The 20911-nt window shown below is 63.3% G+C and carries 17 protein-coding genes; 9 read left to right on the forward strand and 8 right to left on the reverse strand.

Annotation, left to right across the window (positions count from 1 at the left end; translation table 11 throughout):
* Positions 1-11: 11 nt before the first annotated feature.
* The 3 genes from CN97_RS09205 to CN97_RS09215 form a co-directional block, all read right to left on the reverse strand.
* Positions 12-608 (reverse strand): thiamine pyrophosphate-dependent enzyme, encoded by a 597-nt coding sequence (locus CN97_RS09205; RefSeq protein ID WP_035710237.1) that lies wholly within the window; start codon positions 606-608, stop codon positions 12-14.
* On the reverse strand, positions 596-1138 hold the full coding sequence (locus CN97_RS09210; protein WP_035710240.1) for a thiamine pyrophosphate-binding protein: 543 nt from the start codon (positions 1136-1138) through the stop codon (positions 596-598). Before CN97_RS09210 ends, CN97_RS09205 begins: the two co-directional genes overlap by 13 nt.
* Before the next feature lie 100 nt (positions 1139-1238).
* Entirely contained in the window at positions 1239-2159 is a 921-nt protein-coding gene (locus tag CN97_RS09215) for a LysR family transcriptional regulator (RefSeq protein ID WP_035710549.1), read from the reverse strand.
* 306 nt (positions 2160-2465) lie between these two features.
* Between CN97_RS09215 and CN97_RS09220 the strand changes: the two genes are divergently transcribed.
* Positions 2466-3827, forward strand: coding sequence for an MFS transporter (locus tag CN97_RS09220; protein WP_051911104.1), 1362 nt, complete (start codon positions 2466-2468; stop codon positions 3825-3827).
* A 50-nt stretch (positions 3828-3877) separates the two neighbouring features.
* On the opposite strand, the gene CN97_RS09225 is transcribed toward CN97_RS09220, so the two are convergent.
* Complete coding sequence (locus CN97_RS09225; RefSeq protein ID WP_051911105.1) at positions 3878-4843, reverse strand: LysR family transcriptional regulator; 966 nt, start codon at positions 4841-4843, stop codon at positions 3878-3880.
* 313 nt (positions 4844-5156) lie between these two features.
* Between CN97_RS09225 and CN97_RS09230 the strand changes: the two genes are divergently transcribed.
* From CN97_RS09230 to CN97_RS09245, 4 genes are read left to right on the forward strand one after another with little or no spacing between them, the layout of a single operon-like run.
* Positions 5157-6320 carry an acyl-CoA dehydrogenase family protein gene (locus CN97_RS09230; protein WP_035710241.1) on the forward strand — a complete coding sequence of 388 codons (1164 nt, stop codon included), beginning with the start codon at positions 5157-5159 and terminating at the stop codon, positions 6318-6320.
* A complete protein-coding gene (locus CN97_RS09235) occupies positions 6320-7426 on the forward strand; it encodes a CaiB/BaiF CoA transferase family protein (RefSeq protein WP_035710243.1) in 1107 nt (368 codons plus the stop codon). Before CN97_RS09230 ends, CN97_RS09235 begins: the two co-directional genes overlap by 1 nt.
* On the forward strand, positions 7423-8259 hold the full coding sequence (locus CN97_RS09240; protein ID WP_035710245.1) for an FAS1-like dehydratase domain-containing protein: 837 nt from the start codon (positions 7423-7425) through the stop codon (positions 8257-8259). The genes CN97_RS09235 and CN97_RS09240 overlap by 4 nt, the downstream gene beginning before the upstream one ends.
* Positions 8253-9035, forward strand: a complete 783-nt coding sequence (locus CN97_RS09245; protein WP_035710246.1) for an HpcH/HpaI aldolase/citrate lyase family protein — start codon at positions 8253-8255, stop codon at positions 9033-9035. Before CN97_RS09240 ends, CN97_RS09245 begins: the two co-directional genes overlap by 7 nt.
* 378 nt (positions 9036-9413) lie before the next feature.
* On the opposite strand, the gene CN97_RS09250 is transcribed toward CN97_RS09245, so the two are convergent.
* The 3 genes from CN97_RS09250 to CN97_RS09260 all read right to left on the reverse strand — a co-directional run bounded on the left by CN97_RS09250 (position 9414) and on the right by CN97_RS09260 (position 15081).
* The gene (locus CN97_RS09250; RefSeq protein WP_035710249.1) at positions 9414-10463 is read right to left on the reverse strand and encodes a linear amide C-N hydrolase; all 1050 of its coding nucleotides are present in this window, start codon (positions 10461-10463) and stop codon (positions 9414-9416) included.
* 705 nt (positions 10464-11168) lie between these two features.
* Positions 11169-13172, reverse strand: coding sequence for an ATP-dependent helicase (locus CN97_RS09255; RefSeq protein WP_035710251.1), 2004 nt, complete (start codon positions 13170-13172; stop codon positions 11169-11171).
* Between the two features lie 106 nt (positions 13173-13278).
* Positions 13279-15081, reverse strand: a complete 1803-nt coding sequence (locus CN97_RS09260; protein ID WP_035710555.1) for an NAD(P)/FAD-dependent oxidoreductase — start codon at positions 15079-15081, stop codon at positions 13279-13281.
* Positions 15082-15361: 280 nt separating this feature from the next.
* Between CN97_RS09260 and CN97_RS09265 the strand changes: the two genes are divergently transcribed.
* The 4 genes from CN97_RS09265 to minE all read left to right on the forward strand — a co-directional run bounded on the left by CN97_RS09265 (position 15362) and on the right by minE (position 19495).
* Complete coding sequence (locus CN97_RS09265) at positions 15362-17209, forward strand: sigma-54-dependent Fis family transcriptional regulator (RefSeq protein WP_035710253.1); 1848 nt, start codon at positions 15362-15364, stop codon at positions 17207-17209.
* Positions 17210-17619: 410 nt separating this feature from the next.
* Positions 17620-18378, forward strand: coding sequence for a septum site-determining protein MinC (minC, locus tag CN97_RS09270; protein WP_165496710.1), 759 nt, complete (start codon positions 17620-17622; stop codon positions 18376-18378).
* Entirely contained in the window at positions 18375-19223 is an 849-nt protein-coding gene (gene minD, locus CN97_RS09275) for a septum site-determining protein MinD (RefSeq protein ID WP_035710255.1), read from the forward strand. Before minC ends, minD begins: the two co-directional genes overlap by 4 nt.
* Positions 19220-19495, forward strand: coding sequence for a cell division topological specificity factor MinE (minE, locus tag CN97_RS09280; protein WP_176408590.1), 276 nt, complete (start codon positions 19220-19222; stop codon positions 19493-19495). Before minD ends, minE begins: the two co-directional genes overlap by 4 nt.
* 586 nt (positions 19496-20081) lie before the next feature.
* Here the strand turns inward: minE and CN97_RS09285 are convergent.
* A complete protein-coding gene (locus CN97_RS09285; protein ID WP_035710258.1) occupies positions 20082-20789 on the reverse strand; it encodes a GntR family transcriptional regulator in 708 nt (235 codons plus the stop codon).
* Positions 20790-20911 lie beyond the last annotated feature (122 nt).

The raw sequence follows: 20911 nt of genomic DNA on the forward strand, positions 1-20911 counted from the left end.
CCTTGCTTCGCTCAGATCGGCTGATGGCCGAGCGCCATGCGGAAGCGGTTCTTGACATGCACGCCATCCCGTGGCGGCAGAACACGCGGCAGGTTCTCCGGCTTGATCTTCAACGTGAAGAGACGCAATCCGTCCTGCTTGTAGATGTCATCCCGGAGCGACTGGACCCCTGCCATGTCGGTGATCCGCCCCGTATGCGGAAAGCCGCAGGCCGCCGCCACCTGATCGAACTCGATACCGCGCCCCGCATGGCTTTCCTGCATGCCGGTCTCGCCGAAGTGGCCGTTGTCCAGGATGGCGAGCGTCAGGTTCCGCGGCCGGCGCAGAGCAATGGTCGCCAGGGCCCCGAAGCCCATCAGCGATTCACCGTCTCCGGTCAGCACGAGAACGGGCTTGTCAGGCTGGGTCGCTGCAATGCCAAGACCCACCATCGCCGCCGAACCCATCGCGGCCCAGAGATAGTAGTTGTTGTCATGATCGCCCGCCGCCATCACGTCATAAGAGGCAGAGCCCAGCCCCGTGACCACCAGCAGATCCTTGCGATCCGCCAGGAGGGCACGCACGACGTCGCGACGGTCGAGGTCGCCGCCTGCTTTCACTTGACCCATTTTTTCTCTCCGATCAGGCGCTGACCCAGAAGGACGGCGGTTGCGGTATCTCCGTTGAAGGCCATGGTCGCCGCGCCATGCAGCAGCGGCTCCACGTCTTCTGGCCGGTCGGCCCGCCATACCATCACGCCCATGGCGCGCAGCGTCTCCTCCGTCGCCTGGCCCATCGGATTTTGCCAGCCGTTGAACTCCGCCCAGTCCCCGCGCATCGTGATGACCATGAGCAGCGGAAACCGCGCGACCTGCTGCAACGCCAAGGTGTTGATGCAGTTGCCGACGCCGGAGCTTTGCATGAGCAACGCCCCCCGATCGCCGCCGAGCCATGCGCCCGCAAGGTAACCGATGCCTTCTTCCTCCGTCGTCAGGACGACGGACGTCATCTCATTGTCGGCCTCGGCATGACGGATCGCCGCGGAATGCCCGGCATCCGGCACATAAGCGACATGCTTCACGTCGTGGCTCTTGAGGACGCGATACACATCCTCCTGCCAGTTCAACTCAGCCGGAGCCTCCGGCACAGAGATATCCATTGTCTCACTCCCTGAAATTCTCGGCAGAACCTATGGCAGGGAAAGTATAAAAAATAATGCTATTATTCTCTTTGAGATATCACCGTATTAGATGGCGCTCCTACAGTAGCGTTCCCTTCCATATACCGCTGCGCACCCCTTCCTCCGTCAGACGGATAAACAATTCGCCCACGTAACGCGCGGCCGGGCTGACCGGCCGATCGGCAGAGTAACAGAGCGCCAGCTTGCGTTCCGGTGCGGGATCGACAAGCGGCGCACAAGACAATTCGCCCGCCGCCAATGGCTTGTGAATGGGAGCCACCGGCAGGATCGTCGCGCCGAAGCCTGCTCGTGTCAGGTCGATCATGGAGGCAAATGAATCCGCCTCGATTACCTGCGTGAACGTGATCCCTGCCACCCGCGCACATTGATCGAAGATGGCGCGCAGCCCGTGGCGGGGGCTGGGAAGCACGAGCGGCTGATCAGCAAGATCCCGGAACCGTACGGGCTGTTCTACATTCAGCACACCCGGCGGGCCGATGAGGAACAGGCTCTCCATCAGCACTGGCCTTACCCGGAGCGAGCGGGTGGAGACCGGGTCGTAGGAGATCATCACGTCCAGTTCTCCCCGGGTCATCCAGTCCACCAGATAGCCCGTGAAGGCGGAGGAGAACCGGACTGCAAGGTCCGGGTGATCCTTCTTGATCTGGACCATCAACGGGACCGTCATCAGCTCCGCAACGGTCGGCGTCGCACCGATCCGTACCATTCCGCGGAAGGAGGATCGCCCTTCCTCCACCGCCCGGCGCAGAGAATCGATCTCCGCAAGCACCCGGACGGCATGGTCGACCGCCTGCTGACCTGCAGGAGTGATCGCTACCCCGCGCCCGTGGCGCTCAAAGAGGGGAACACCGAGTTCCTCTTCCAGCAGCCGTATCTGTCTGCTGAGCGCAGGCTGCACGATATTCAACCGGTCGGCGGCCTTGCTGATGCTGCCCAGTTCGGCGACGTGGACGAGGGTGATAAGTTGATTGATTTCCACGCGCTGCACCTCACTGGCTTGACGGAGGATGACATGTCGTCGCGAAGCGATGCCAGCGGGAACAGCGCGGCGAGCGCCCTCCCTTCCCATATGGTTTCGTTATGAAGGTCATATCAGTAATGCCCGTTCCGGCTTATGGCGCGATTTCGTAGTCTGCCCGGATAGAACTGCCACGGGATGAGCAGGGGGAGCGGCGCGACCTTCGTGGAGGCGAAGGCGTGTCTTACCGGAGAACAAGCGATCTGAAGGTGCCCTCCGGTGCCCGAAGTCTTGCGTCCTCAACGTGGCCATTTCCAGGGGGGAAACATGGTTGATATTGCGAGTGTGGCCGGGGCGGACGCCGAAGCCAAGCGAAAGGCCAGCATGCGCGGCTTGATCGGCGCCTGCGCGGGCAACATGGTCGAATGGTATGATTTCTTCATTTACGCCTATCTGGCCATCTACTTCGCACCGTCGTTCTTTCCGGATAGCAATCAGACAAGCCAGCTTCTCGCGACCGCCGGGGTCTTTGCCGTCGGTTTCTTCATGCGTCCGGTCGGCGGCTGGGTCTTTGGCTGGATCGCCGATACCAAGGGACGCAAGGTCTCTATGATCATTTCGGTGTTCATGATGTGCGGCGGATCGCTGCTCATCGGCCTGCTGCCGACCTATGCCGCGATAGGGGTTGCGGCGCCGATCATGCTCCTGGCCGCCCGGATGCTTCAGGGGCTGTCTGTCGGCGCGGAATACGGCACCGGGGCCACCTACATCAGTGAAGTCGCGACCAAGGGCAAACGCGGCTTTTTTGGGTCTTTTCAGTATTTCACCATCATCCTTGGCCAATTGTCCGCGCTCTTCACCGTTTTCTTGCTGCAATCCATCCTCACGGAGGCGGAGATGCAAGCCTGGGGCTGGCGTATTCCGTTCTTCATCGGCGCCGCCGCGGCCATCGTCGTGGTCTACCTGCGCCGTGCCATGACCGAAACCGCCAAGGACAAGGCAATGCACGCCAAGGAGGCGGGTTCGCTTCGCGGCCTCGTCCCGCACTGGCGCGCCGTGCTTCTGGTGATGGCCTTTACCGCGGGCGGTTCACTCTACTTCTATACCTTCACCACCTATATGCAGAAGTTCCTCGTCGTCACCGTCGGGTTTGACAAGACGACGGTGACACTCATTATGACGGCGTCTCTGCTGGTGTTCATGCTGGCGCAACCGGTTTTCGGAATGCTCGCGGACCGTATCGGCGTCAAGCGCAACATGCTGCTCTTCACGGGCATCGGGACTGCGCTCGTGGTGCCGATCCTGTATGGAATCGCAAACGTTCAGAACCCGTTCGCCGCCTTTGCGCTCATCGTCTCCGGGCTGCTGATCGCCACGTTCTACACGCCGGTATCGGGTCTCGTGAAGGCGGACATGTTCCCGGCCTCGGTCCGGGCACTCGGTGTGGGTTTCCCTTATGCGCTGGCCAATGCCTGCTTCGGTGGGACGGCGGAATATGCAGCCCTTTTCCTCAGATCGCATGGGATTGGCGATGTGTACTACTACTACGTGGCCGCGCTGCTGTGCATAGCCTTCATCGCCGCGGTCCTGATGCCCGATCTGCGGCGCCACGGCTACCTCGACGGCGACGGGCAAATTGAAAGGAACACGGGCTTGAAGACGCGTGCCGCCAGACGCGCTTCCGTCTGATCACTATCCCTTCCATGTCGCGCCACGGAGTTTTCCGTGGCGCGATTGATTCAGTCATCCTTTTCGTCGGCGCCGGGCATCACGATGTCTGCGCCGCTCCAACGGCCGGTTCGCGCCAGATCACACAGCATTGCCCGTGCAAGCGTGCGGACCACGGCAACCGCATTCGTCATGGGCTTGTCCGTGGAATATGCCAGATGCACCGTCCGCCGGATGGAGGGCTGCGTGAGACGGCGGGAGGCGAGCTTGCCCTCCGCCACTTCGGCCGCAATGGCATTCTGCGGCAAGATCGAAAAGCCCAGTCCTTCGAGCACCAAATCCTTGATGTTCTGATAGCTGTCCACGTCGATGACGGCGGTAAGAGCGCAGCCCGTTGCCGTCGCATGCCGCTTGATGAGATCGCGTAGACCATGCCCTTCACCCGGAAGAATGAGAGGCATGTCAGCGGCGGCGGCAAGCGGTAAATCCGCTGCCGTCAGCCCCGCCTGTTTCAGCATGTCCGGCGTACCGAAGAACGTCAACGGCTCGTCCAGCAGGGCTTCCGTCCTGATCGCATGCTCGGACGCCTCGCCGTAGAGAACAGCCAGATCAATACGACCCTCTCGAAGCCAATCCTGGATATAGCCGCTCATGGCTTCGGCAATGCGCAGACGTATCTTCGGATAACGGGTATGAACCTGGGTGAGCAGCGGTACGGCCAGTATCTGTCCTATCGTCGCAGGAAGCCCAAGCCTGACATCGCCGCTCGGCTCGCGCTGGTGACCTCGGATTTCCTCTTCGGCGACGGCGACCTGGTCCAGCATGATCCGCGCATGGCGGAGCAGGATAACCCCTGCTTCGGTGGGTACCACGCCACGCGGGCTGCGAAACAGCAGGGCAGTGCCCAGATCGGTTTCCATATTGCGGACGTGAAGGGATAGCGCGGGTTGCGCGACATGCAGATACTCCGCCGCGCGCGAGAAAGAGCCATGCTCGACGATAGCTACGAAATAGCGCATCTGGCGCAGGTCGATCATAAGCGTTTTGTCCTCCCCGTCAGGCTCGCCGGACTTACGATCATCGGGCCACGCCGGAGGGCGATCGTTACCCTTAACCTGGTTTCCCCGTTACATCATCTCTGCCGTCGGGCGATTGCGATGCATTGGCACAGGCCGAGCGATAATACAAATAGCAATGAGATGCTTGTAATATAATGAATTCATATAGCGCCAAGGGTCCTCGTCCTGTCATGCTCATCCGTTATAGGTGCTAGCATCATCATATATTTGATGTATCGCCATACCTCCTGCAAACTGCGCGGACTGGCGAGAGACTTGGGGAGAGTCGCGTATGTTCGATCACGGTGCAGACGATTATCAGGATATCCGGGATGCAGTCCGGGCGCTTTGTGCGGAGTTCCCGGATGAGTATCACCGCAAGATTGACGAGGCGCGCGCCTATCCCGAAGAGTTTGTCGAAGCGCTGACGCGCGCGGGCTGGATGGCCGCGCTGATCCCTGAGGAATACGGCGGCTCCGGGCTCGGGTTGACGGAAGCGTCAATCATCATGGAAGAGATCAACCGGTCGGGCGGCAATTCGGGGGCCTGCCACGGGCAGATGTATAACATGAACACGCTCGTCCGGCACGGTTCGGAGGAGCAGCGGCGCAGATATCTGCCAAAGATCGCCAGCGGTGAATTGCGCCTGCAATCCATGGGTGTGACGGAGCCTACCACCGGCACCGACACCACCAAGATCAAGACCACTGCCGTTCGCAGGGGCGACCGTTACGTCATCAACGGTCAGAAGGTCTGGATCAGCCGTGTGCAGCATTCCGACCTGATGATCCTCCTCGCCCGGACCACGCCGCTGTCCGAGGTGAAGAAGAAGTCCGAAGGCATGTCGATCTTCATCGTCGATATCAAGGAGGCGATGAAATCGGGCATGGAAGTGCGCCCGATCCTGAACATGGTCAACCACGAGACCAACGAGCTGTTCTTCGACAACCTCGAAATCCCTGTGGAAAACCTGATCGGCGAGGAAGGCAAGGGCTTCAAGTATATCCTGACCGGTCTCAACGCGGAGCGGACGCTGATCGCGGCGGAATGCATCGGAGACGGCTACTGGTTCACCGACCGGGTGGTGAAATATGTCAGCGAGCGGAATGTCTTCGGCCGGCCCATCGGCCAGAACCAGGGTGTGCAGTTCCCGATCGCAGAGGCCTATATAGAGATAGAGGCCGCCAACCTCATGCGGTTTGACGCCTGCCGCCGCTATGATGCGCATGAGGATTGCGGTGCGCAGGCCAATATGGCGAAATACCTTGCCGCGAAGGCAAGCTGGGAGGCGGCAAATGCCTGTCTCCAGTTCCATGGTGGCTTCGGCTTCGCTTGCGAATACGACATTGAGCGCAAGTTCCGCGAAACCCGTCTCTATCAGGTGGCACCGATCTCCACCAACCTGATCCTGTCCTATGTCGCCGAACACGTTCTCGGCCTGCCGCGGAGCTTCTGATGGCATATCAGCCGCTGAAGGGTTTGACGGTCGTCGCTATCGAGCAAGCCGTCGCCGCGCCGTTCACCACGTCCCGGCTTGCCGATGCGGGCGCGAATGTCATCAAGATCGAACGGCCGGAAGGTGATTTCGCGCGGGGTTATGATGACGTCGCGAACGGGCAGTCGAGCTATTTCGTCTGGCTGAACCGGGGAAAGACCTCTGTCACGCTCGATCTGGCGAGCGATGAGGGGCGGGAGGAGCTGGAGCGGCTGCTGGATGGGGCCGACGTGCTCGTTCAGAACCTCAAGCGGGGCGCGCTCGGCAAGCTGGGCTTTTCCTTTGAACGTCTGGCACAGAAGTGGCCGCGGCTCATCACTTGCTCGATCACCGGTTATGGTGAGGTCGGGCCGATGGCGGACCGGAAGGCCTATGATCTGCTGATACAGGCAGAGTCAGGTCTGTGCTCGATCACCGGCGGACCTGAAGATGCGGCACGGGTCGGCATCTCCATCGTCGATATCGCGACGGGCGCCACCGCTCACGCCGCCATTCTCGAAGCGCTGATCGCGCGGGGGATGACCGGCAGGGGGGCGCAGATTTCCGTCTCGATGTTCGATGTGATGGCCGACTGGCTGACGGTTCCGCTGCTCAACCATGAGGGCGGCAAGTCGCCACGTCGGCTTGGCATGGCCCATCCGTCCATCGCGCCCTACAGCGTGTTCACCTGCCGGGACGGCAAGCCGATCCTGATCTCGGTGCAAAGTGATCGGGAATGGCGCAAGCTGGCCGATGTATTTCTGGGCCGGCCCGAACTGGGCAGTGACCCGCGCTTTGCCACCAACGTCGCCCGGGTGACCAACCGCGCCGAGATCGACAGCCTGGTCGCCGATGGCTTCGCCCGTCGCACGGTGGAGGAAGCCAGCACCGCGCTTCTCAAGGCGGATGTCGCCTTCGCCTCGGTCAGCGACATGCAACGGCTGTCTCAGCATCCGCATCTGCGGCGCATCACGGTGGAAACGCCGAATGGTCCCGTCAGCTACCCTGCGCCGGCTGCCGTCATCTCCGGGGAGCAGCAAAGCTACGGACCGGTGCCCGCCTTGAACCGGATGGTGGTCAAGGCATGACGGTGGATATCGGTTACCTGCGGGAGTGGATCGGGCGCAGTGAGCGGAAGTCGGAGCGCGTCACCGAGGCGCTGGTGGAACGCTTCAATGCGACGCTGGATCTTGGGGGTGAAGTGAGCGACGGGGATGCCGCGCCGCTTCTCATCCATCTCTGCCTCGCGCCGCCAGTTGCTCCGACCGCCAGCCTGGGGGCTGATGGTCATCCCGCGCGCGGCGGTTTTCTGCCTCCGGTGCCGCTGCCGCGCCGGATGTGGGCCGGCGGCGCGTTTGCGTTTCACGACGACATCCGGGTGGGGGAGCAGGTTACGCGCATCTCCACCATCCGGGACGTGACATTGAAGGAGGGTCGCACCGGGCCGCTCTGCTTCGTGACCGTGGATCACCGGATCGAGAGCGACGACAGGCTTGTGATCGAAGAGCGGCAGGACATCGTCTATCGCAATGCGGACGCGCCGGGCGTCACCCCGAAAGCGGCGGAACCAGCCGCAGAGGGAACCCATAGACTGCCGGTTACTCCCACACCGCCGCTGTTGTTCCGGTATTCGGCGCTGACCTTCAACGGCCACCGTATCCATTACGATGCGCCTTATGTGACCGGCGAGGAGGGGTATCCCGGTCTGGTGGTGCATGGGCCGCTTCAGGCGACGCAACTTCTGCATTTCGCCGCGAAATTGCGGGGCAGCGGTCCCGCCCGTTTCGACTTCCGGTCCCTGTCACCCTTGTATGATACTGCCGGTTACACGCTCAACGCAGAGGCCGATGGCGAGGGTCTGCGGCTCTGGACTGCCCGCGTCGATGGGCCGGTGGCCATGGAGGCACGCGCAACATGGTGAGCCGCGTAACGGCCCCGCTTTTCGTCCCCGCCGATCGCCCCGAACGATTTGCCAAAGCGGCAGCCTCCCGGGCCGATGCAATCATCCTCGATCTGGAGGACGCCGTCGGCCCCGGCACCAAGGATACGGCCCGCGCGGCGCTGACCGCTGATTTCACGGACCTGCCGGTCATCGTGCGGATCAATGCCATAGGAACGCCGTGGCATGCGGCGGATATGGCAGCGGTTGCGGCGCTTCAGCCAGCCGCGGTGATGCTGCCGAAGGCAGAGGAGGCTGGTGCGGTGGCAGCCGTCGCGGCTCGGCTCGGTCTCCCGCTTATTGCTCTGGTGGAGACGGCGCGTGGTCTTGCTGCGGCACGATCCATCGCGGCGGCGCAGGGGGTCGTGCGACTTGCCTTCGGTTCGGTCGATTTCTGCGCCGATCTGGGATGCGCCCATCACCGGGAGGTTCTGCTTCCCGCGCGGTTCGAACTGATCCTCGCCTCGCGCCTTGCAGGGATCGCTGCACCGCTCGATGGTGTGACGGTGCAACTCGACGATCTGTCCGTCAGCGGCGAAGATGCCGCCCATGCCCGCGCGCTCGGGATGACGGGCAAGCTTTGTATCCACCCCAAGCAAGTCGGTGTGATCCGCGAGGCTTTCGCCCCCTCTCAGTCGGAAATCGACTGGGCGCGCCGGGTGATCGCGTCAGGCGATGGTGCGGTTTCCGTCGATGGCGCGATGGTGGATGAGCCGGTACGCCTTCGTGCCCGCGCCATCCTGGCAACGGCAGGCTGATCGCTTCCGGCCGGACCTCTGGCTACACAAGGGCGTCGCAGAAACGCTTTCTTTCGTGAAATGACTGCGGTCCAGTCCTCAAGATCGGGATGCGGGCAGCAATCGGGCGCCCTGTCTGCATCGCGCACACTTCCCTTCCCAACGGGCGGTGGGTGATGCTTGGAAACCGCTTCCTTAACCCCATGCTGCTTGTCGAGGCGGGAGTCTCGACGTCACCGTGCTTGAGCGGGTTGCGCGGCGCCACCGATGGTGCTGCGCCCTGAACCCGCCCGTTTCGGGTTGACGCTCGCCATGAGACGGCAAAAGCCTATCTCCAACTCATCCCGCGCAAGATGCAATGCGTCTGGAGGGCACGGCCGTCCTCTCCCGAGACACGTCTCACTCTGCCGGCTCGAAGCGGAAGGGTTCCGCGGGTGTGAACTTGCCGGATACTTCCCCAGACTGAAGAGCGACCATATCGACGCCCAGATTCAGCCAGCGCAAACCGCTGTCCTCGGCGAAATCCAGCTGTTTCAGATCGACCCAGAAGACATTGGGCGAAAGCGCGGATTCGACATAGAACAGCCGATCCTTGTGATCTGCCACAACCCGCCACCGCGTGGTCGAGAGATTTGGTGCGTCGGGGGTGCTGATGCCGAACGGCACGGAGGTATTGCGGATCACGCTAAAGGCCGCCGCAGCTGCCTCGCGCGGGTCATCTGATTGTACGACCATATCGACATAGGTTCCGGCCCGCACGAAACGATCCGAAGCGCGGGTGCTTCCCGGCAGCATCTCCCGCGGATTGACGCCCCGCCAGTAGGTGGCCAGTGCCAGTTGCTCGGGATAGGGCGGATCATTGGTCATCACCCGGTATTCTGGGCCATGATGGATGCTCAGTTCGCCATCTAGCCATTCGAGTATGGCGCTATCACCGCTCGCATCAGACAGAGAAAGGTGCACCGTTGTCAGCCGTCCCGGCTGAACGGGCACATCCCGCGTGAGGACGTGAAAGGGCCTAGCCTCCAGATCTGTCACGGCTTCGGCAACGCTGGCATAGTTGTCCATGAAATACTGTGCCCAGACCGACAGCGACATCTGCGGCGTGGTGCCATCGTCCTCAGGATACCCCGAACTCTCTAGCCAGAGCATATTCGCGACCAGCCCGGCCTCGTTCATGCCGTCGACGGTCGAGATATCATAGCCCGAGACGATAAGGCTGCCGTATTTTGATATCCATTCCAGCGATCGCGACCCGGCCTCCCCCGTTCGGTTCATGCCGCGCGGAAAGACCCACAGGTTTGACAGCATCGGCAGGCTCCAGTCCATCGACCTTGCCGTCAACACCCGACCTTCCGGTCCGTGATACACCACGCGGGTGCAGGCCTTAGCGACCGGCGCGACGGTAAGGGCAGCAAGCGTCCCCGCGACGAGAAATAGACGCAGCATGGCTTTCCTCTCATCAGAGCTGTCAAGAAGCGCGAAACTCTGCGGTGATCGTAGCATCCAAATCGGCTCGGCCACCGGAGTAATCTGCGGGACGCCAGCGATAACGCGAGTCACGATTGCCCTCTGCTGAACATCATCGCAGAGGGCGCATCCATTGAGGCGGGTGTGTGGTTTTTCACGCTAAGCGGGGTGATCGCCTGAAGCGGTTAGAGCGGGGGCCAGGCATCGCGCCCCGCGTGACTGCGCGATACCGGAATGGTCCGGCGTCTCACAGCCTCACGGCAGCCCTCTGCTGAGCAAAAGCGGCGGTTTCGCTTCGGAGTCCCGCGAGATACTGAGAGAGCCTACTCTTGCTCTGGCGATATCCTCGCCTTTCATCGCACGGAGCGGATCATACAGAAGGCTGCCGCCATCTCTGCGATGGAGGAGCCTCGCTTTCGTCCTTCGACCGGCGTAAAGGGCAGCGGATGGTTACGCGTGTAAGGGACCGGCGAAACCCGGGACCGCAGCCTATCCTGCGGCCCCTTCCGCCGGTAGTTTCTCCCGACATCGGCTAAAGATGGGGCACTCGGGGACGCTGCGGGAAGATTTCGGATTGGCCACAATCATCTGCGGCACTCCCGCACGGCATGCGGGTGCCGGGAGGAACTGGCACTGGAGGGGAGCAAGCCCCGCCGCCACCCAAAGCGGCGGCTTCGGGCAGAGCTACTCCCACATTCCCCGCATCTTGCGGGCAATGTCTATCCGGGGTGGTGGAGCGGCATGTACGGCCGTCGGGGGAGACCAGTAGGTCACCTCGAAATGCTCCAGCATCTGCCGGGTGATGAAACGGGAGCGGGCAGCATACAGGTGTCGGTCTCCGTTGCGGCTTTGCTGGGTGACATAGAACCTGAGCGGAATACCCAGCGCCAGCCGGTCCTTCGCACGCGTCATGGCGACATAGAGCAGGCGGCGCTCCTCCTCCAGTTCAGCGGTATCGCCCGCCCCGAGATCGGAGGGGATGCAACCATCGACCGCGTTCAGCACAAAGACGGAGCGCCATTCCTGCCCCTTGGCGGAATGGATGGTCGAGAGGATCACGTAATCCTCATCCTTCAGTGCCACGCCGGCGGGACCGCTGGTGGCATCCGGCGGATCGAGGGTGAGGTCGGTCAGGAACCGCTCCTGCGAGGGGTAGGCCATCGCGATCTGCTCCAGTTGAAGAAGATCGGCGCGGCGGAATTCCGCATCCTCGTGCAGCCGGTCGAGATGCGGCTCGTACCACAGCCGGGCACGGCTCAATGCGTCCGGCCAGCCGAGGGGCTGCAGGGTCTGAACCAGTTCAGCCCACCCCGCCACGCGGGGCGGAACTGGAAAGTCGGCCAGCGCCTGCAGCGGCTGCGGCGCTCCGGCCATCGCATCCAGCACCTTCCCCGCGGTTCCCGGCCCGAGGCCGGGCAAAAGCTGCAGCGCCCGGAATCCCGCCACCCTGTCCCGGGGGTTCTGCCCGAAGCGGAGCACGGCAAGCACATCCTTCACATGCGCCGAGTCGAGAAACTTCAGACCGCCGAATTTCACGAATGGCACGTTCCGCCGGGTCAGCTCCACTTCCAGCTGACCGGAATGGCTGGAGGTGCGGAACAGCACGGCCTGATCCTTGAGGCGCATCCCCTCCTCCCGATTGGCGAGAAGCTGATCGACGACATGCCGCGCCTGATCCAGCTCGTTGGCGACAGTGACGAGCCGGGGCTTCTCGGCGGAGGCGCGGTCGCTCCAGAGGGTCTTGCTGAACCGCTCGCGCGCCTCGGCGATCACGGCATTTGCCGCCGTAAGGATGGGCTGCGTCGATCTGTAGTTCCTCTCCAACGTCACCACGGCGGCGGGCGGTGTGAAAGCGTCGGGGAAGTCGAGGATATTGCGCACGGTCGCCGCACGGAACGCATAGATCGACTGGGCATCGTCGCCCACTACCGTCAATCCCTTTCCATCGGGTTTCAACGCTTGCAGGATGCGCGATTGCAGGCGGTTGGTGTCCTGATATTCGTCGATCAGCACGTGATCCCACATCGCGCCGATATGGGCGGCAAAGGCGGGCTCCTGCATGATCTCGGCCCAGGCGAGGAGCAGGTCGTCGTAATCCAGCACATTCTGCGCCTGTTTTGCTGCGACATAGGCTGCAAAAAGCCGCTTCAGTTCCGTCTCCCAGGTCGCGCACCACGGGAAATGCCGTTTCAGGACGTCCGAGAGATCTTCCCCCGAATTGACTGTGCGAGAGTAGATCGCAAGGCAGGTGCCCTTGCCGGGGAACCGCGCCTCTGTGCGCGACAAGCCGAGGCCATGGCGGGAGAGGTTCATCAGATCGGCCGAATCCTCCCTGTCGTGGATGGTGAAATCCGGTGTCAGGCCGATCTGGGGTGCATACTCGCGCAGAAGCCGCGCGCCGATCCCGTGAAAGGTTCCGGCCCAGGTCAGCGCATCCGCGGCATACCCTATGGGGAGAGCGGCGGCCGCGATCCGCTCGACCCGCCGTGTCAGCTCCGCTGCCGCGCGACGCGAAAAGGTCATGAGCAGGATCCGCCGCGGATCGGCGCCCTGCACGAGCAGATGCGCCACGCGATGCGCGAGCGTGCTGGTTTTGCCCGATCCTGCCCCGGCGATGACGAGAAGCGGCCCCGTCCCATGCTCCACCGCCTGCCGCTGCCGGTCGTTCAGTTTTTCCAGATATCCCATGCGCAACTCCCGGCTTCGCGCACAGGTTAACGGTTCGTGAACGGAAGGGGAACGGTGATTGCGGCGCCTCCGGTCGGAAGCGCCACGCGTTACGGATTTCGAGCGGTCAGCGCAGGTGATGCGGGGCGCTCATTCCCCAGACGGGCGTGTCAATGCCTTCCGCCCGCGCTTTCAGCTGCAGGGCAAGATAGCGTGAATAATGCCGCGACTGATGCAGGTTGCCACCGTGGAACCACAGCCCCTCCTGCTGGGTAGGCTTCCACATGTTGCGCTGCTCCCCCTCCCACGGGCCCGGATCCTTCGTCGTCTCGGAGCCGAGACCCCAGCATTTGCCGACTTTGTCTGCTACCTCCTGACTGATGAGATCCGCCGCCCAGCCGTTCATGGACCCATAGCCTGTCGCGTAGACGACCAGATCGGCAGGCAGTTCCGTGCCATCGTCCAGCACGACCGCGTCCTCGCTCAAATGGCTGATCCCCTTGCCGGATTGCAGCTTGATCGACCCGTCGATGATGAGATCGCAGGCCCCCACATCGATGTAGTAGCCGGAGCCACGGCGGAGGTATTTCATGAACAGCCCGCTCTCATCATCCCCGAAATCGAGCATGAAGCCTGCCTTCTCCAGCGCGGCATAGAAATCGGCGTCCCGCTTCTTGATCTCGTCATACTGGGGCACGTGGAAGCGGTGCATGATCCGATAGGGGATGGAGGCGAAGATCATGTCTGCCTTGTCATGCGTGATCCCGTTCGCCACCGCCTGTTCGGAGTAGAGGCCACCCAGACATACCTCCATCAGGCTGTCGGATCTGACGATATGGGTGGAGGAACGCTGCACCATCGTCACATCCGCACCGTTTTCCCAGAGCGCGGCGCAGATATCGTGGGCGGAGTTGTTGGCGCCGATCACCACCACCCGCTTGCCCCGGTAGGCATCGGGGCCGGGATGGCTGCTCGAATGCTGCTGCTCGCCCTTGAACACATCCTGGCCGGGGATTTTCGGAACGTTCGCCTTGCCCGACATGCCGGTCGCCAGCACGAGTTGCTTCGGGCGAAGCACGACCTCCTCGCCGTCGCGATCGACGGTCACCGTCCATTCCTTCCGCGCCTCGTCCCATTGCGCCGATTTGGCGGTGGTGCTGGACCAGTAGTTCAGCTCCATGACCCTGGTGTACATTTCCAGCCAGTCGCCGACCTTGTCCTTGGGCGCGAAGACCGGCCAGTTGTCGGGAAAGGGAATGTAGGGCAGGTGGTCATACCAGACCGGGTCATGCAGGCAGAGCGACTTGTAGCGGCTCCGCCATTGATCGCCGGGGCGCGCGTGACGGTCCACGATGATCGTCGGCACGTTCAGCTGCCGCAGCCGCGCGCCAAGGGCGATACCGCCCTGTCCGCCGCCGATGATGAGCACATAGGGTTGCTCCTCATAGCCCAGACGCGCGGTCTCCGCCTCCCGTTTCTCCTTCCAGGTCTTGCGGTCCGGGTCGTGCCCATGCTCCGCGCCCATCGGGCGGCGGAGGCCGCGGGGTTCCTCATGGCCCTTCAGTTCGTGAAGCGTGGTCAGCAGCGTCCATATCCTGCCGTCCTTCATCCGCAGATAGCCCACACCCCGCCCTGTCGCCGTTTCGAACCGCAGCCAGCCTTCGGTGACGTCACCGCTCTCCGCGACCTCTTCCGCGGGGTCGAGATGCAGGGATTCCGGCTTGATCGCGGCAAGCTGCTCCGCCGCCATGGCACGGATTTCCTCCCGCCCCTCGCAGGTGCGGATGTTCCAGGTGAAGGCGGCCAGATCCCGCCAGAACCCCGTCTCCAGAAACAGATCCGCAACCGCATCGGCATCCTGAGCGACGAGCGCACGTTCCAGATCGCGGATCAGCGCATCGAATGCCGCATGTCTTGTCGTGTCGAGCATGGTGTCCTCCCTCTGCTTCGCCATGATGGCCGACCCTCCCCGGTCGGCCCTCGCCGAATCGGCCCCTGAGGGCGCATTGCGGCGATGGAGCAAGACTGGGCCGCATGATGGAGAACCGGAAACACAAATACGACATCAAGTCTTTTCAACATGTTATGGGAGCGCGCGTTGCCGATCCCTGCAACAGGTGTTGCACTGCCCTGCAACAGGCTTCCCAAGCGCCGCGCTTCCGCTAACCTTGCTCCGTCGGAGGAGGGGCCGACATGGAGAGGAGGAGGCGATGGAGGATCTCCACCACATCCGCGAGATCGAAGAGGTCTCTCGCGGCAGGGCCGGACAACGCGCGCCCGTGGTCGTGCAAAGCTGGCTGCGCTGCCTGAACCAACACCGGCTGGATCCGGCGGCTCGGTCAGAGGCCTATATCCTGCCCGACAGCGCGCTCCGCCTGCACAGGCAGCGATCCGAGGATCTCATCGCCATCGCGCGGAGCGGTATCGAGCATCTCTATTCGCTGGTAGCGGGCCAGAACTACGTGCTCATGCTGGCCGATAGTGCGGGTGTGACCGTGGAATACCTCGGCGATCCTGGACAGAAGGCAGCGTTGCGCCGAAGCGGGCTGTATCTCGGCGCGGAATGGTCCGAGGAACGGGCGGGCACCTGCGCGCTCGGCGCCTGTATCGCGACGGGAGAGCCGCTCATCATCCATCAGAGCGATCATTTCGACCTCGCGCATACCGGGCTGTCCTGCACAGCCGCGCCGATCTACGATACCGGCGGGCGGCTGGCGGCGGTGCTCGACATATCGCTCCTTTCCTCTCCGCTGCCACGGGCCAGCCAGTCTCTTGCCCTGAACCTGGTCCGGCAATCTGCAAGGCGGATCGAGATGGCCAACCTGATGGCAGAGAGTAGGCGCGAATGGGTGCTGCGGCTCTCCGCGGGCGCCGATTTCCTGGATGTGGACCCGGAGGATGCGGTGTCACTTGACACAGCCGGTCGAGTGATCGGCATGACCAACGGAGCGGCTCGGGTGATGGCGCGGGCGGCGGGGCTGGACTGGCGCGGGTCGGAGGCGCTGATCGGGCGGCCGATCTCAGACTTTCTGGATATCTCGCTGGACCGGCTGGAGGGGTTGACCCGGCAGCGACAGGCGGCGGAGCGGTTCGTGGAGACGCGGGACGGTCATCGCCTGTTCGCGCATGCCATAGAACCTCGGCCCGCGCCGCTTCGGGCGCCGCCACGGCCGGAGCGGCTGCCGCCGGGCCTTCGCGGGCTTGCAGGCGGGGATCCGGTGATGGAACTGGCGCTCGGCCGCGTGGCGGCGCTTGCCCCCTCGCCCCTGCCGCTGCTGATCGAGGGGGAGACCGGCACGGGCAAGCTGACGCTCGCGCGTGCCATACATGCGCTGGCGGGGAGGGGGCCGCTGGTCGTGCTGCCCTGCGCCGGACTGGCCGAGGAGGACGGCGCGTTGCTCTTTGGCCGGGCAGGGGAGCGGGGCGGCGGGATGATCGCGGAGGCCGGCGGCGGTACCCTGGTGCTCGACAAGGTGGAGGAACTGCCGCCCGGATTGCAGCGCCGGTTTCTTCGCCTGGCGGCGGAGGATGGCGCCGTCCCCGTCGGCGGGACACGGGCCGAGCCGCTGCCTCTGCGGATCATTGCGACGAGCCAGTGTGATCTCGGTCAGGCAGCAGTTGAGGGGCGCTTCCGGGCGGATCTGTTCCACCGGCTGAACGGCGCGCTCATCCGCCTGCCGGCCCTGCGCCATCGGCAGGATCTCCTCTGGCTGGCCGAGCGCGCCTTCACGGAGGCCTTCGCCAGCCCGCCACCCCTCTCCGTCGAGGTGCTGGAGGCACTGTCCCGCTATGATTGGCCGGGGAACCTCCGTGAGCTTGGGCATCTTGCCCGGTCGCTGGCGATCACCGCTGCGGGGCGGTCGGTGCTGCCTTCGGACGTGCCGCGCGCTGGGGCCCATGCGCCGCCGCATGCGGAGGGGGAGGCAGCCCGCCTTCTCCGCGCGCTGGATGCCTCGGGCGGCAATATCTCGGAGGCGGCGCGGCGGCTGGGGGTGAACCGGTCTACCATTCATCGACAGATGCACCGCTTCGGGCTGAAGGGCGGAGCGGGGCACTGACATTCGGGGGCGGGTGGCCTCTCCCGGAAAACCGGTAAGGGGAGCACGGGGGGCCGACCCCTCTCCTCCTTGAGTCGTCGGGCAACGAAGGAGACGGCCTTCGGCGGACCAAGCCGATCCGGCAACCCGTCATGGGCGCCGCTTCCGCCGCTAGCCCGGCTGCCAAGGGGCGTTCGGCCCGGACATTCTGGCGCATTTCCCCGTTGCAAAGGCGTTTCCCCTCTGCTCCCCGCGACCACAGTCGGGAAATTTCACGCAAACGGCGGGTCGTCCTTTACAAGTCAGCGGGTTCCTGCTGAACACGCGAGCAGCATCTTTCCATAAGAGCGCCGGTTCATGACAATGGACCTTCAATAAGAGCGGAGCGACCCCGGTCGTCAGCTGCCATACAGAGCAGGAGCAGTTTCGAGGTGTCAGATCAAAACGTGCGGACAAGGCATGATCCCGCGCCGCTGGAAGGTGCTGCGTTTCAGGTGCGTGGCCGCTTCCTGACGGCGCTCGCGCTTCGCATCGGAACCGATCGGGCGGACGGCGCCTTCTATGCGCAACTCGATGAACAGTTGCAGAAGACGCCTCAGTTCTTTCTCGGGGCACCGGTCGTGCTCGACTTCGTCAATGCCCCTGCCTTTGCCGATCCAACCACGCTCCACGATCTGGTCGAAAACCTTCGCGCGCGCGAGCTGCGTGTGTTCGGGGTGCAGAATGCCCCGGGGATGGACCCGGCAGCCTTGCAATCCCTTGGCCTGATCGTGCTGACTTCGGGCAAGGAAGTGCCCTTGCCGCGGGATCCCACGCCCGCACAGGCGGCAGACCCGCAGAGGGTGAGCGCCCCGCCCCCCGTTGTGAACAAGGTGATCCGCTCGCCCATCCGTTCGGGACAACTCATCGTGGCCGAGCATGGGGACCTGACGATCATCGGATCGGTCGCCTCGGGCGCGGAACTGGTCGCTGCTGGCAACATCCATGTCTATGGCGCCCTTCGTGGCCGCGCGATGGCAGGCTGCCACGGCGATACGGATGCGCATATCTTCTGCCAGACGCTGGATGCCGAACTCGTCGCGATCGCGGGCCTTTACCAGACCAACGAGGGTCTGGAAGACGCGGCACGCCAGCGCTGCGCACATATCTTTCTGAAGCAAGAAAAACTCTGCATGGAGGTGGTCGGGTGACGACGGAACTGAAGGACAAGCCGCCTCTGGGGCGGGTTATCGTTATCACATCCGGGAAGGGCGGCGTCGGCAAGACGACATCGGCAGCTGCGATCTCGGCCGGTCTCGCAAAGCAGGGCTTCAGGACGGTCGTGATCGACTTTGACGTGGGCCTGCGCAATCTGGACATGATCATGGGTTGCGAGCGCCGGGTGGTGTTCGACTTCATCAACGTCATCCAGGGCGACGCAAAGCTGAAGCAGGCGCTCATCAAGGACAAGCGGCTCGACAATCTGTCGATCCTGCCCACCTCGCAGACCCGCGACAAGGATGCGCTGACGCAGGAGGGGGTGGAGGAAATCCTGAAGGAGCTGAAGGCGGAGTTTGACTACATCGTCTGCGACAGCCCCGCCGGGATCGAGCGCGGCGCACAGATGGCGATGTATTTCGCCGATGAGGCCGTGGTCGTCACCAACCCGGAAGTGTCCTCGGTGCGCGACAGTGATCGCATTCTCGGCCTGTTGAGCAGCCAGACCAAGCGGGCGGAGACGGCCGGGTCCGAGCCGATCAAGGCGCAGGTTCTGCTGACCCGCTACGATCAGGCGCGCGTCGATATCGGCGAGATGATGACGGTGGAGGACGTGCTGGAGATCCTGGCTGTCCCGCTGCTGGGTGTCATTCCCGAAAGCAAGGCGATCCTGAAGGCTTCCAACGTCGGCACGCCGGTCGTGCTGGACGGGCCCTCTGCTGCCGCCCAGGCCTATGAGGATGCCGTGACGCGCCTGACGGGCAACAAGCTTGAGATGCGTATTGCGCAGGAACCCCGGCCCGGCCTCTTCAAGCGGATCTTCGGGCGGGCGTCATGAATATATTTGGCTTTGTTCGCAAAACTCGCCCCGCGCCCTCGGCTCAGACCGCGAAGGAACGCCTGAAAATCCTTCTGGCGCATGAACGCGGCAGCGGCAGCACGGCAGACCCGGATTACCTGCCGATGCTTCAGCGCGATATCGTTGCCGCGATCCGCAAATATGTGGCGATCGGCGACAAGGATGTCGAGGTCAGGATGGAGCGCGGGGAGCAGATGTCGAGCCTTGAGATCAACATCGAGCTACCCAAGGCTGCAAGCCCCGCATCCTGAACGGAGCGGGCAACCGCCGGGCTGCGGCCCCGCCGGTTGCCCCGGGACAGCGGTGCCGGTGCCTTAGATGAAGCAGGGCCGGACGCCGGCCAAGGGGAGTAGGGGCTCTCCGTTCCGGCGAAGTCGAGATCCGCATCATGCCCTGGGTATCAGCGCCGCGATGGCTCTGCTTCGACACGCGGGCCTGCTGAAAAGTTCTGAAGCCTCATAACCATGCTCCGGGACTCGGGAAATCTGCCCCGCACTCATCCCGATGGTGTGGATGTCCGGCGGTATACCGTCGGAATGCGAACGATTTCTGTTCCCTTGCAGACCTGAAACCTTGTTCAGCAGCCTGCCAAGGCGCTGGCGACAAGGCTGCATGGTCCATGGCCGAACGCCCTTGCCACGTGCGCGAGAGGGACCGGCGAGAGCACCCCGATCGCGCGACGATGTCAGGGCGGATGGAACCGCACCGACTACCCCCAACACCCCGGCTGTACCGATTGCCACATGCCGCTCCGGCCACGCCAGCGTCAGACCCTACAAACACGGTTCGCAAGGACAAGGGCGTATTGCCTCCGGCTGAGGCGAGGCCTTGCGGCTGTCAGAGGGCGATGTCCTGCCGCATGTCGCGGGCGATCATCGCCTGTATGCGCGCCACGATTTCATCGGCGTGGCGCCGGGCGAGCTTATCGCAGAGGTCGATGTCCTGTGCCTCGACGGCAGCGATGAGGGCCTCGTGTTCAAGGATATAGGGGTGGGGATTCTCGGGTTGGAACCCGGGGTAGTAATACATCCGCAGGATGCGCCGCCCCTCGTCCAGCAACCGCGAGAACAACGCGAGGTAATAAGGATTGCGCCCCGCCTCGGCGATGGCCACGTGAAAGTCCCGGTTCGTTGCGATCATCGCCCCCTCATCGCCTGCGGCCACCGCCAGGGCGAACCGCTGCTGCGCCGAACGGATATGTTGCAGATCATCGCGCTGACGGAACTGGCCGGCGAGACGCGTCGTGACGCGGTACATCAGCGTCAGCGCGTCAAAGAACGTATGAAGGTTTGGAAAGTCGATATTCGACACCATGGTGGAGCGATTTGGCAGCGTGTCTATCAGCCCCTCCGCCGCCAGACGGACCAGCGCCTCGCGGATCGGTGTCCGGGACATGCCGAAACGTTCTGCAAGCTGTATCTCATCTATGATGCTGCCGGGCGGCAGGTCGAGATCGAGTATCTGATTGCGGAGCAGATCATAGACCAGCTTCACGCCCGAGCCACGCCTGCGGTCGGATGGCGCGGCGGTGTCTTTCTGGGTCATGGTGCTACTCCGCCTGTCGACAAAGGGAATACCGCGCGAGGCAATAGCGATCAACCGCCCTCGAAGCCCGAGCAGTGGCTTCCCCGTCGCGCTGGCGGACATCGCTCCTAAGGGGCGTATTG

The sequence above is a fragment of the Haematobacter massiliensis genome, from assembly GCF_000740795.1.
In the GTDB taxonomy this organism is placed as follows: domain Bacteria; phylum Pseudomonadota; class Alphaproteobacteria; order Rhodobacterales; family Rhodobacteraceae; genus Haematobacter; species Haematobacter massiliensis.